Source organism: Capnocytophaga gingivalis (assembly GCF_002302415.1).
GTDB classification, from domain to species: domain Bacteria; phylum Bacteroidota; class Bacteroidia; order Flavobacteriales; family Flavobacteriaceae; genus Capnocytophaga; species Capnocytophaga gingivalis.
In genome coordinates this window covers 2,825,664-2,838,633 of the sequence record NZ_CP022386.1, presented here as the reverse complement: position 1 = coordinate 2,838,633, position 12,970 = coordinate 2,825,664, and the positions used below count along the sequence as shown (strand labels likewise).

The window sequence follows — 12,970 nt, the reverse complement described above, 5'->3', positions numbered from 1 at the left end:
TAGTTATAAGAAATTTTATATATTTGCGTTCTAAAAATAGGCCTTGTTTGATTGGGCAAAAATGCAACTTTTTTTTGAATAAAAAAAATTTTTTTGCTTTTTTATGAAATCAATTATACATGTATGATTATCAAATATTTATATAGATTATGAATTCTAATTTCACCTTTGAGATTCGCACCCGATATGGGGAGACAGACCAAATGGGCGTAATATACTACGGTATATACCCCCAATACTTGGAAGTAGCTCGTGTAGAATGGCTTCGCAGCTTAGGTATTTCCTACAAAGAACTAGAAGCTCTAGGGGTAATGCTCCCTGTAGTATCATTACAAATCAACTACAAGAGACCTGCTCGCTATGATGAACTTCTTTCCATTACCCTTACCCTAAGGGAGAAGCCAACCTCCAAAATTACTTTTGACTATCAGATTTTCAATGAGGAAAAGCAACTACTTGCTGAGGCCAATACAACTTTGGTCTTTGTCAACAAAGAGACCTTCAAACCCATAAAATGTCCTGATTTTATCTTAGAAAAAATAGAATTATAGTCTTTTCTTTGACAATTTTTTTGTACATTTGCAGCCCTTCTCCCCTCTTATGATAGAGGAAGAGATAATTGCTTTTCTATGGGACAAAGTTACATAAAATATTTGAATATATAATAGAAAAAAATATATTTTTATGAAAGAAAAAATACAAATGGACATTGTACAAACTGCGCAAAAAATCCTCACCAATTCCTCCTATTTAGATAATTCTGAGCTATTGGTAGTAGAATTGCGCAAGCTGTATGAAGATGCTTTGGTACTCAATTTTTTAGAGAAAAACATGCCAGAGACACTAAAGAACCCCTCCCCTACTTTCTCAGAAGGATGGGCGGATATCAAAGCGCATGCCCCTGAAAAAGAGGTTTTTTTCGAACAAAAAACAGTAGAAAAGCCTATAAGTGAACCAAAAAAATCCCTCAATGATCAAGTGGCCTCTAAACAATTGCAAATAGGGCTAAATGATCGTATTGCTTTTGTTGCCCATCTTTTTGATGGAAATATTGACGAATACAACAAAGCTATAGGGATGATCAATAACCTACATACCCCAGATGAATGTTGGGACTTTATACTGAACAAAGTAAAGCCCTCCTATAACAACTGGCAAGGTAAGGAAGAATACGAAGATCGCTTCTTCTATATAGTATCTAAACGTTTTGGATAATGGGAAAGCTATACCTCATCCCCACTCCTATAGGCAACCTACAGGATATTACACTTCGTGCGCTACAAGTACTTCAAGAAGTGGATCTAATCTTGGCTGAAGACACTCGCAACAGTGGTAAATTGTTACAGCATTTCAAGATTCATGTTCCGATGCTTTCTCATCATAAGTTCAACGAGCATGAGAGCCTGAACAGCCTTATCCGTCAACTGAAGGAAGGAAAACAAATGGCACTGATCAGCGATGCAGGTACTCCTGCCATTGCCGATCCTGGTTTTCTCTTAGTCAGGGCTTGTATAGCTGAAAATATCGAAGTAGAGACACTCCCAGGGGCTACCGCTTTTGTCCCTGCTTTGGTCAATAGTGGCCTACCAAATGATCGATTTGTATTCGAAGGCTTTTTACCCGATAAGAAGGGACGGCAAACACGCTTACTGAAGCTGGTTGAGGAGACTCGTACTATGATTTTCTATGTCTCTCCCCACAAATTGGTCAAGACACTGATGGAGTTCACCACCTATTTTGGAGCTTTGCGAAGAGCAAGTATCAGTAGAGAACTTACCAAGCTGCATGAAGAGACCCTCCGAGGGACACTCACGGAGCTATGTGCACATTTTGAGAAACATCCGCCCAAGGGAGAATTTGTTCTTATTCTCGAAGGAAAGGAATAATATTAGGGAGAGTCCTCTGTGGGACTCTCCCTTATTTAATAAATAATGAGTAGTTATTTTTTTTCACCTCGCATAAAAGCCTCTACAGTATCGACCATAGCACGACTTCCACAGAAGAAAGGAGTACGCTGATGAAGCTTAGAAGGTTCTATTTCCAAGATACGCTGGAAACCATCAGAAGCCTTTCCTCCTGCTTGTTCGGTTAGGAAAGCCATAGGGTTACACTCATAAAGCAAACGCAATTTTCCGTTAGGAGATTGAGAAGTAGAAGGATACATATAGATTCCCCCTTTGATCATATTTCTATGAAAATCAGAGACTAAAGAACCTATATAACGAGAAGTATAAGGGCGATCTTCTTTTTCTTCTTGACAATACTTGATATAATCCTTTACCCCTTGAGGGAACTTAATATAGTTTCCTTCGTTGATCGAATATATTTTTCCTTTTTCAGGGAATTTCATATCAGGATGAGAGAGGTAGTAGCTACCCAAAGAAGGATCCAGTGTAAAACCATTCACCCCTTTACCTGTAGTATATACCAACATAGTAGAAGAGCCATATACGATATACCCTGCGGCTACCTGATGGATCCCTTTTTGTAGAAAGTCTTCTAACTGAACAGGAGTTCCATCAGGAGTAATTCTTCGGTAGATAGAAAAGATCGTTCCTACAGAGACATTTACATCGATATTAGAAGAACCATCCAAAGGATCGATAAGTACGACATATTTGCTTAGTTCTGAGTTAGCTCCGCTTTTGATCTCAATAAAGGTATCATTTTCTTCTGAGGCTATACCACATACAACCTCCCTCTGAGAAAGAGATTTAATAAAAGTCTCATTGGCGATTACATCCAATTTCTGTTGTTCTTCGCCTTGTACATTTTCGTTTCCAGCGGCTCCCAATATATTGGCAATTCCGGCCTTGTTGATAGCCCTATTTACCATCTTCGAAGCAATCTGGATACAGCTGATAAGCCGTGATAATTCCCCTGTAGAATACTTAAAATCACGCTGTTTTTCAATGATAAACTCCCCTAAAGTGGGCAGACTTTTTTCTTCTTTCATACGAATATCTCTTTATATTTTGTACTACAAATTTACAATTTAATTTTTAAACAGATAGCAAATTAATACACATTATAATAGATTTAACTTTTCCACCTCCTTAAGAATCTGTACCTTTGCCAGCCTTTAAAAATTTTTATATCATGATTATAGACACCCATACTCACTTGTATGTGGAAGAATTTGACACTGATTACAAAGAAGTTATCCAAAGAGCCATAGACTATGGAGTTGAGAAATTTTTTCTTCCTGCCATAGATTCCTCCTATACCGATCGTATGCTCCGCTTACAAAAAGAGTACCCAGAACATGTGTACTTAATGAATGGACTGCACCCCTGTAGTGTGAAAGAAAATTGGCAAGAAGAAATCGCAAAGGTAAACGCGCTTGTGAGTGCACATCCCAAGGATTTCTATGCAATAGGCGAAATAGGTATTGACCTATATTGGGATAAAACTTTTTTAGAGGCACAGAAAGAAGCCTTTGCTCTACAGATACGCCTTGCCAAAGAATACCATCTACCTATAGTAATTCATTGTAGAGAAGCCTTTGAAGAAACCTTTGAAGTACTTGAGAAAGAGAAAAGCAATGATTTGTTCGGTATTTTCCATTGTTTCACAGGAAATAAAGAGCAAGCCCTACGAGCTATTTCCTTTGGACTGAAATTAGGAATCGGAGGAGTAGTAACCTTTAAAAACGGAAAAATAGATACCTTCCTTAACGAAATACCCTTGGAACACCTTGTGTTAGAGACTGATGCCCCTTACTTAGCCCCTGTTCCTTTTCGAGGAAAGCGTAATGAAAGCAGTTACCTTATTTATATTGTAAAAAAATTAGCTGAAATCTATAATATATCTGAAAATGAGATTATTAAAAGGACGACTAACAATGCTCTTGAAATTTTTAAGCCCTAAACGTTCGCTCATTGGTATTTTTTACGTAACTTTGCGCTATTATTTAACTTAATATATTTTGACAGATTTTTCTCAAATACGTCCTTTTCACGACAGTGAGGTTTCAGAAATATTAGGATATATCAAGGATAATCCTACTATGCGTCAGTTACTGCACTTTGGCTTTCCTAAGCTCAGTGAGGAAGAACAGATAAAGCTACTCCTCTCTTGCAAGAAAATACGAGATTTTCAGTCAAGAATTATGTACCCCATCATCAAGAATGCCATTAGCAAGAGTGTAACACAGTTCTCAGGTGAGGGGTTCGAGTACCTAAACCCAGCACAAGCCTATCTTTTTATCTCCAATCACCGAGATATTATTTTAGATACTTCTTTTCTCAATGTACTACTCCACGAGAATGGGTTCAAAATGACTGCTTCCGCTATGGGGAGCAACTTAGTGAATACACCATTTTTATTGGCTTTTGCCAAACTCAATCGCAATTTTATCATTCACAGAGGACTTTCCCCGAGAGAGACTCTGGAAAAATCGCAGATTGTATCAAAGTTTATCGGATGCTGTATCATTGAAAAAAATCGTTCTGTATGGATAGCCCAACGAGAAGGCCGCACCAAAGACGGCAATGACCGCACCCAACAAGGAGTCATCAAAATGCTTTCGATAAACTGCCCTAAAGAAATGGCACTAATGGATTACTTCAAGCAATTACATATAGTTCCCATGGCCATTTCCTACGAACTCGACCCTACCGATGTGCTAAAAATGCCTGCCTTACTGGCACAACATCACGGAGTGGAATATATAAAAACAGAGGACGAGGATTACCATAATATAGTACAAGGATTCGTAGGACAGAAAGGAAGTGTCCATATCTCATTAGGAAAACCCCTATATGAAGAACTTGATGAGATTGCAGCCAAAGAAGAACATGCCAACAAGCAGATACAAGCTCTTGTAGAACTATTGGACAGCAAGATATATGCACAATATAAGCTCTTTTCCAGTAACTACATAGCGTATGATATGCTCACAGGAATACACAAGTTTGCCGATAAGTATACCGAAAAAGAACTAAGACAATTTGAGAGACGATTAGAGAATAGAAGTAATTCGGAAGGGAACATTTCTCGTACAAAATTCTTAGAAATGTATGCCAATCCTGTCATTAATAAATTAAAATTATGACTCAAAGAACAAAAATTCTCCTGATCTATACAGGAGGAACCATTGGTATGGTAAAGGATTACGAAACAGGGGTACTCAAACCTTTTCGTTTTGAAAAAATCAAAGAGCGCTTACCCGAACTTTCACAATTGGACAGCGATATAGAACACGTTTCTTTCGATCCTCCTATAGACTCCTCAGATATGAACATCTCCCACTGGGAGAGGATTGCCCAAAGTATTGAGGAAAATTACCAAGAATACGATGGTTTTGTAGTACTTCATGGTAGTGATACGATGGGATATTCGGCATCTGCCCTTAGCTTCATGTTAGAGAATCTCTCTAAGCCAGTGATTTTTACAGGCTCTCAGCTACCTATAGGAGATCTAAGAACCGATGCCCGAGAGAACCTAATCACCTCTATCCGATTGGCCAGTCTTAAAGAGAACGAACAACCAGTGATCAAGGAAGTGTGCTTGTACTTCGAATACAAGCTCTACCGAGGCAATAGAACCACAAAGATTGATGCAGAGAACTTCCAAGCTTTTGACTCACCCAATTACCCTACTCTTGCCGAGAGTGGAGTACACCTAAAAGTGCATGATGAATTTTTATATAAAAGAGAGCGACAAGAGCCACTGAGAATTTTCACCAAATTCGATCCCAATGTTGCCTTTTTAAAAATATTTCCCAATATCACCCAACCCATATTAGATGGAATTCTGAACTTACCAAACCTCAAAGGAGTGGTAATGGAGACCTTTGGTTCTGGAAATGCTCCTACCTGCCAGTGGTTTTTAGAGAGCATAGAAAAAGTAATTAAGAAGGGAGTTGTAGTGGTCAATATTACACAATGTATGAGAGGTTTTGTGCTTCCGAACAAGTATGAAGCCGGTTCACACTTCGAAAATATAGGTGTAATCAACGGAAAAGACATCACCAGTGAGGCAGCTATCACTAAACTAATGTATTTATTAGGAAAAAATATAGATAGTAAATCACTGAAAATCAAATACGAAAAAGAAGCACAAGGAGAAATATCATAATTTTTTACTAAAAAAATTGCTGTATCAGATTTTTGTTGTAATTTAGCGACTTGTAAAAAGATACTTTTAGAGAGGTGTCCGAGTGGTCGAAGGAGCACGCCTGGAAAGTGTGTATACGCCAAAAGCGTATCGAGGGTTCGAATCCCTTCCTCTCTGCTAAAAACCCACTAATAATAATAAAAAAAATGAAAAAAATGTATTCAAAACTGACATTAGCTACCTTATTTTTTATAAATTTTGGAGTTGCTTTTGCTGAAAACACCAATGGAGGTGTCAATCAAAGTTTCAAAGAATATTTCATAAAGGGAGGACCTGCATACATGGCTCCCATTCTTTTATGTCTTATCATTGGACTTGCAGTAGCTATTGAGCGTATCATATATCTTACTATGGCTACTACCAACACTAAGAAGCTATTAACCAATGTAGAAGATGCACTAAAGAATGGCGGTACAGAAGCCGCTAAGGAAGTATGTAGAAACACTCCTGGTCCTGTAGCATCTATTTTCTATCAAGGGCTTGATCGTGTAGATGAAGGTATTGATATTGTAGAAAAGTCAGTAGTCTCTTACGGAGGAGTACAGATGGGTCTTTTAGAAAAGAATATTTCTTGGATTTCTTTATTTATCTCTATAGCACCGATGTTAGGATTCATGGGGACAGTAATTGGGATGATTCAGGCTTTCGAGAAAATTAGTTTAGCTGGAGGTTTGGATGCTTCCCTTATCGCAGGAGATATTCAGGTAGCGCTACTTACCACAGTGTTTGGACTTATCGTTGCGATGATTCTTCAAGTATTCTATAACTATATCGTAGCCAAAGTAGATAGCATAGTCAATGACATGGAAGATGCATCTATTTCACTTGTAGACCTATTGGTATCCTACAGAAAATAATTCACTAACCCCCTAAAATCTCTGTTTTATGCACAAAATAACAAGAATAATAGCGCTTATTTTAGGCGTTTTGGGGCTTGCTCTTTGTGGTTGGCTTATGATTAGCTCAGATAAAGTAAAAAATAGCCTTAGCAACTTTCCTATGAATGGAATGTTTATCTTAGGATATCTTTTATTGGCTATAGGACTGGTAGTGGTAATTTTTTCTGCTACAAAGAATATACTATCTTCGCCAAAATCTATCAAAAAGACATTGCTTTATTCAGGAGTTTTCTTGGGTATTATGATTTTATCTTACCCACTTTCCTATGTTCTTTTTGGTACAGATAGCAAATATCAGTGGATAAGTGCTGGTATTATGGCCACTTACTTACTTTTGTTAATCACACTGATTTCTGTAATTTTTTCAGTTGTTAAAAAATCTTAAAAATGGCAAGACGTTCCATACCCGAAGTAAATGCCGGTTCCATGGCGGATATTGCATTTCTTTTGCTAATATTCTTCCTTGTAACGACGGACATCACATCCAATGCGGGCATAGTCGCCAAGCTCCCTCCAAGAGTCCCTAAACAAGAACAACAAGAACCTCCAATCAATGAACGTAATTTGTTTGTTGTATTAGTTAATAAAAACAATCAATTATTTGTAGAAGATAGATTAATGGATATCAAGGATCTAAGAAAAGCAGCTATTGAATTCTTAGATAATGGAGGTGGTAAAGGAGAGGAAGCTTGCAGCTACTGCCAAGGGCAACATGATCCCACTTCTTCTGACAATCCAAACAAAGCTGTTATCTCATTGCAAAATGACCGTGAGACCAATTATGAGACTTACATCACTGTCCAAAATGAGTTAGTAGCCGCTTACAATGAATTGCGAGAAAGAGAACGCCAAAAACTCTTCAAAGAAGAAGTGCCTTATACAGAAATGGATGCAGAATTCAATGCTGCTAAAACTTCTGAGAAAAGAAAAAATGAACTAAGACCAAAATTGGAAAAGTTGCAAGAGCTATTCCCTAAAAAATTGGTAGAAGCAAGTGTTAAAAAAGATAAAAATTAAAATCTATGGCAAAGTTCAATAAGAAAAAAAGTGGTGGTGTCCCCCCTATCTCAACTGCATCTCTGCCTGATATTATCTTCATGCTTTTGTTCTTCTTTATGACCGTAACTCAGACTAAAGATGGTGAAATAAAAGTAGCCAATGATATCCCTACGGCCAACCAAGTACAAAAATTGGATAAAAAAGACCCTGTAATATATGTATACGCTGGGGAACCTTTGCCAATGTACCAAGAAAAATTTGGTAAAAATGCTAAGATCCAAATCAATGATGTGTTTGTAGATGTAGAGCAGGTAGGTACCCCCATCCTCAAATACAAAGAGGGCTTGCAAGAGAGATATAAAGAGGCTTTTATCACTTCTTTGAAGATAGATAAACATACTAAAATGGGTATTATAGGTGACTTAAAAGAACAATTGAGAGACATCAATGCCTTGAAAATCAACTATATTACCAAAGAAGGAAAGCCTTCCTTACTCAATGACTAACAATTAAAACTATTGTTTCTATAGTTAAAACTTGTTTTATAAATCCGTGAAATATTTTTTTACGGATTTTTTTTTATAGCTCTAACATTCAGCCCTTATTTGATAATGAAAATACTTCATACTGCCGATTGGCACTTAGGAAAAAGATTAGATCGCTTTTCTCGTATAGAAGAACAACGTGCTGTAATGGAAGAAATTGTGCAAATAGCCAATGACCAAAAGGTAGATATGGTAATTGTAGCTGGAGACCTCTTTGACAATTTCACCCCTAATACAGATGCGGTTGAGCTATTCTACAAAACACTCAAACAACTTTCCTGTGAGGGAAAACGCCCTATCGTGGCAATTTCTGGCAATCATGACTCCCCTAAGCTCATTGATGCACCAGACCCTTTGGCTCGCGAATGTGGTATTTTCCTCATAGGCTACCCTAATGCCATAGTATCTCCCATAAAGGCTGAAACTTTTGAGATTACTACTTCAGAAGAAGGCTTCTTAGAATTTTGTTTTGAAAAATACCCGTATCCCTTGAGGATACTCCATACTCCCTATGCCAATGAACCCCGCTTAAAGCAGGAATTAGAGGGAGACAAACAGGTATCGCTGAGCCAATTACTTTCGGATAAATGGCATTTTTTGGCGAACACCTATTGTGATTCCTCTGGAGTGAATATCCTTACTGCTCACCTTTTTATGCAACCCAAAAATGGGGAAACCTTAGAAGAACCTGAAGGAGAGCGCCCCATACGTATAGGCAATGCCGATATGATCTATACCGATACCATTCCTCCTCAGATACAATACACCGCCTTAGGACATCTCCACGGGTTCAAGAACATTGGCAGTGAGGAGAATCCTGTTGTGTATGCCTCCTCTCCCCTATCCTATAGCTTCAGTGAGGCTGGCCAACAGAAATATGTGGTTGTTGTAGAGGTAACCCCCGACCAAAGACCTTCGTTCGAGAAAATCCCCCTCACACAAGGAAAGCCCTTGGCTAGAAAGAGCTTTGACAATGTCCCCCATGCACTCGAATGGCTCAGAGAAAACCCCAATACTTGGGTGGAGCTTACCTTAGAGCTCAAGGAATATCTCAAAGCCCAAGAGAGAAAACAGCTATATAGTACTCATGAAGGTATAGTATTTCTTATTCCTAAAATGTCTTGGGAGTTAGGAAAATCTCCCTCTGGAGAATTGTCTTTACAAGATATTAATTTTGAAAATATTACCCCTCTCTTTGAAAGCTATTTCAAATATAAAAACTCAGGCATAGCCCCTAATAAAGAAATTTTAGATTTGTTCAACGAAGTGATTAATACCCCTACAGAATAATGTTACCTTTGTACCTAACCATAGAAGGAATCTACTCCTATCAAGAAAAACAACATATTGATTTTTCACAACTTACTGATGCTGGATTGTTTGGTATCTTTGGAGCTGTGGGCTCAGGTAAGTCCTCTATACTGGAGGCTATTACCTTTGCCCTCTATGGAGAAACTGAAAGGCTAAACAAGGCAGACAAGAGAGGGTACAATATGATGAATCTCAAGTCCAATCGATTTTATATTGATTTTGAGTTCCTTAACTTTGAGAACAAGCATATCCGTGTGACTCGAGAGCTCAAGCGGAACTCTAAAAAGTTCGAAGATGTAAGAACCCCCATTGTGCAATTCTATGAGAGGGTAGATAACCAGTGGATTCCTTTAGAACAAGCCAATCCACAGAAGTTGATAGGACTAAGTTATGACAATTTCAAGCGTACTATCATCATCCCACAGGGGCAATTCAAAGAATTTTTGGAGCTGGGAGCTAAGGACAGAACTGAGATGATGAAAGAAATCTTTAACCTACAAAAGTTTGATCTTTCAGACAATATAGCTAAGCTCAAGAGAGAGAATAACGAACAACTTAGTTTCAAGGAAGGAGAACTCAACGGCTATGAGGAAATCCATGAAGAAGCTATACAAATACAACAAGACAAACTCAAAGTGGAAAAGGATAAACAAAAATCCTTAGAAACGGAATTTGATCAGCTAAAAACACATTACGAACATCTGAGAAGCCTGAAATCGGATTTTGAACTCTTAGAGCAAAAGAGAAAAGAATTTGCTATACTCTATTCTCAAAAAAAATCATTTGACGAATTAGAAAAAAAAGTCAATACCTATGAGAAGATAGAAAAAGTATTCAAAAATCTATTAGAAAACAAAACAAGATTAACAAAAGAGCTGCAATCCTATACTTATAAAAAAGATACAGATACAAAAAAACTCAAGGAAGTACAAGAGAAATTAATCAACATCTCTGACAATATAAATTATCTACAAGAGGCTTATGAAAAACTTTCTGAGACAAAACAGATGGAAGCCGATTTGCAACAAATATTATCAATATTCCCCTTACAAGAGAAACTAATAGAAGAAAAAGGAAGAACTATAAAAGGAACTGAAAAGATAGCAGCTGTAGAAAAGGAACTTAAAGATAAAAAAGACTATAACAACACCATTGAAAACGAGATAGAAAGTCTCAAGAAGCAACGTATAGATAGCCAATTGCTCTTGGAAGTTGGCAATTGGTATGAAAAAAACCATGCCCTTTCTGAAAACAAAAACAAACAACAGCAAAAAATTCAAGGTACCACAGCACAATTAGAAGAAATTACACACGAACTTAGTCTTTTTTCGCTCTTCAAGGAGGGATTTGTTTCCGATTACAAAGAAAAAATCACTATTGAAAGAGATAATATTGAAAAGGAGAAAGATATACTTCGGCAAAAGCTTAACCAACTGGAACTACAGCGCCAATTATCTCATTACACAAAAGAACTTCATGAAGGAAGTCCTTGCCCTTTGTGTGGATCATCAGAACATCCAAGTATTGCCCATTTTGAAGATGTTAGTACTGAGCTTACAGCCACTCAGAAAGCAATAAAAACCCTTGATTCCCAACAAGAGCAGTTACAACAAAGTCTTTTACAGATAGAAAGAACTGTAGATAAAAAACATTTTTTTGAAAAACAATTCCAATCAGAAAAGGAAATAGTCTTGCAAATAGAAAAAGAACAGTTGGCACATCATGCCAAGTTCATTTGGGGCGAATTCTCCAAAGAAGATCGTACTATCTTTGACAAAAAGCGCCAATTTGCCACTACCTTAGAGCAACAGATAGAAACCAAAGAGGCACAGCGCAAAAAAGGCTCCAAAGAGATTGAAGACCTCCAAATCACGATAGAAAAGTACAAAAAAGGATTAGAAAATATCTATAAGGAAATAGCTACCCTTGAGGGACATATAGCCAGCCGAAAAGAAAGTCTCAAAAAGTGTGTCTTTGCCGACTATGAACATAAAGAATATGCACTCATTAAAAAAGAATATGAGCAGATAGCTCACTTCAATGAGCAAACAGAACAAACTTATACGACCCTCACTGAGGATCGAAACCACCTACTACCAGAGCTATCCCAATATGAAGCACAACTAAAAGGCACCAGTGAACTATTGGAAAAATGGGAAAAGGAGTTATTAAGTGTGGAACATACTTTAGAAAGTACTTTGGCTCAAGAGCGTATAAGCCTTGAGGAGGTAACCCAAATACTTAGCTCCCCAATAGCTATAGAGGAGAACAGAAAAAAGATACAAGATTTCAAGATACGCTACGAGGTACTCCAAGAACAAATTCAGGACTTAGAATCCAAATTTGTCCATGTATCCTTTGATCCTAAAGCCTTTGCTGAGATTGAAAAGCAATACACACTCAAGGGGCAGGAAGTAAAAGCACTTCACGAGCAGTGCATAAGAATCGCCAGCGAACTGGAACGTATCACTAAGGCCTTGGTTCATAAAAAGGAACTTCTCAAGTCAGTGACCCAACTTAGAACGCGCAATGAGCATATCAAACTTTTGGAAAACATCTTCCGAGGACAGGGTTTTGTACAATATATATCCTCCATATATTTACAACAACTCTGCCAGCATGCCAATGTACGTTTCCAACGAATGACACGAGGGCAATTACAACTCCAGTTGGGAGAAAATAATGAGTTTGAAGTAATTGATTTCCTCAACGAAGGCAAAAGCCGAAGTGTAAAAACACTTTCAGGCGGGCAAGCTTTTCAAGTATCCCTAAGCCTTGCTTTGGCCTTAGCCGAAAGTGTACAGAGCAAAGCCAAAGCAGATAAAAACTTCTTTTTCATAGATGAGGGTTTTGGTACCCAAGATAGTGAGTCTATCAATATAGTTTTCGAGACAATCACAGGACTACTCAAAGACAACCGCATTGTAGGAATCATCTCACATGTGGAAGAACTCAAGGAGCGCATCCCTCTCTCCCTGACCATTACTAAGGATAACGAAAGAGGAAGTATTATCAAGGGCTGTGAAGGATGAAGAATAAAAAGTGAAGAGTGAACAAACTATTATTACCTGTTATCTGTTACTTATCACCTAATTT

The 12,970-nt window shown here is 37.7% G+C and carries 13 protein-coding genes and 1 tRNA gene; 13 read left to right on the top strand and 1 reads right to left on the bottom strand.

The window, feature by feature from the left end:
* The first annotated feature begins 149 nt into the window (after positions 1-149).
* The 3 genes from CGC50_RS13620 (at position 150) to rsmI (ending at position 1,886) form a co-directional block, all read left to right on the top strand.
* The gene (locus CGC50_RS13620) at positions 150-551 is read left to right on the top strand and encodes an acyl-CoA thioesterase (RefSeq protein ID WP_095911236.1); all 402 of its coding nucleotides are present in this window, start codon (positions 150-152) and stop codon (positions 549-551) included.
* 133 nt (positions 552-684) lie between these two features.
* Entirely contained in the window at positions 685-1,215 is a 531-nt protein-coding gene (locus CGC50_RS13615) for a hypothetical protein (protein WP_095911235.1), read from the top strand.
* A complete protein-coding gene (gene rsmI / locus CGC50_RS13610; RefSeq protein WP_095911234.1) occupies positions 1,215-1,886 on the top strand; it encodes a 16S rRNA (cytidine(1402)-2'-O)-methyltransferase in 672 nt (223 codons plus the stop codon). Before CGC50_RS13615 ends, rsmI begins: the two co-directional genes overlap by 1 nt.
* A 53-nt stretch (positions 1,887-1,939) precedes the next feature.
* Here the strand turns inward: rsmI and fbp are convergent, their stop codons facing one another.
* Positions 1,940-2,956: a class 1 fructose-bisphosphatase gene (gene fbp / locus CGC50_RS13605; RefSeq protein ID WP_002665560.1), complete on the bottom strand. Its 1,017-nt coding sequence runs from the start codon at positions 2,954-2,956 to the stop codon at positions 1,940-1,942.
* Between the two features lie 143 nt (positions 2,957-3,099).
* On the opposite strand from fbp, the gene CGC50_RS13600 reads away from it, so the two are divergent.
* From CGC50_RS13600 to CGC50_RS13555, 10 genes are all read left to right on the top strand, one after another.
* Positions 3,100-3,870, top strand: coding sequence for a TatD family hydrolase (locus CGC50_RS13600; protein ID WP_095911233.1), 771 nt, complete (start codon positions 3,100-3,102; stop codon positions 3,868-3,870).
* A gap of 58 nt (positions 3,871-3,928) precedes the next feature.
* The gene (locus CGC50_RS13595; protein WP_095911232.1) at positions 3,929-5,056 is read left to right on the top strand and encodes a 1-acyl-sn-glycerol-3-phosphate acyltransferase; all 1,128 of its coding nucleotides are present in this window, start codon (positions 3,929-3,931) and stop codon (positions 5,054-5,056) included.
* The gene (locus tag CGC50_RS13590; protein WP_095911231.1) at positions 5,053-6,081 is read left to right on the top strand and encodes an asparaginase; all 1,029 of its coding nucleotides are present in this window, start codon (positions 5,053-5,055) and stop codon (positions 6,079-6,081) included. Before CGC50_RS13595 ends, CGC50_RS13590 begins: the two co-directional genes overlap by 4 nt.
* A 68-nt stretch (positions 6,082-6,149) precedes the next feature.
* Positions 6,150-6,237: transfer RNA gene (locus CGC50_RS13585), tRNA-Ser, on the top strand.
* Positions 6,238-6,266: 29 nt separating this feature from the next.
* A complete protein-coding gene (locus CGC50_RS13580) occupies positions 6,267-6,977 on the top strand; it encodes a MotA/TolQ/ExbB proton channel family protein (protein WP_040359191.1) in 711 nt (236 codons plus the stop codon).
* A gap of 28 nt (positions 6,978-7,005) precedes the next feature.
* Positions 7,006-7,404 (top strand): hypothetical protein, encoded by a 399-nt coding sequence (locus tag CGC50_RS13575; RefSeq protein WP_002665601.1) that lies wholly within the window; start codon positions 7,006-7,008, stop codon positions 7,402-7,404.
* Between the two features lie 2 nt (positions 7,405-7,406).
* Positions 7,407-8,036 (top strand): ExbD/TolR family protein, encoded by a 630-nt coding sequence (locus CGC50_RS13570; RefSeq protein WP_002665554.1) that lies wholly within the window; start codon positions 7,407-7,409, stop codon positions 8,034-8,036.
* A gap of 5 nt (positions 8,037-8,041) precedes the next feature.
* Positions 8,042-8,524 (top strand): ExbD/TolR family protein, encoded by a 483-nt coding sequence (locus CGC50_RS13565; protein WP_002665576.1) that lies wholly within the window; start codon positions 8,042-8,044, stop codon positions 8,522-8,524.
* A 105-nt stretch (positions 8,525-8,629) separates the two neighbouring features.
* On the top strand, positions 8,630-9,853 hold the full coding sequence (locus tag CGC50_RS13560; RefSeq protein WP_095911230.1) for a metallophosphoesterase family protein: 1,224 nt from the start codon (positions 8,630-8,632) through the stop codon (positions 9,851-9,853).
* Complete coding sequence (locus tag CGC50_RS13555) at positions 9,853-12,906, top strand: AAA family ATPase (RefSeq protein WP_095911229.1); 3,054 nt, start codon at positions 9,853-9,855, stop codon at positions 12,904-12,906. Before CGC50_RS13560 ends, CGC50_RS13555 begins: the two co-directional genes overlap by 1 nt.
* Positions 12,907-12,970 lie beyond the last annotated feature (64 nt).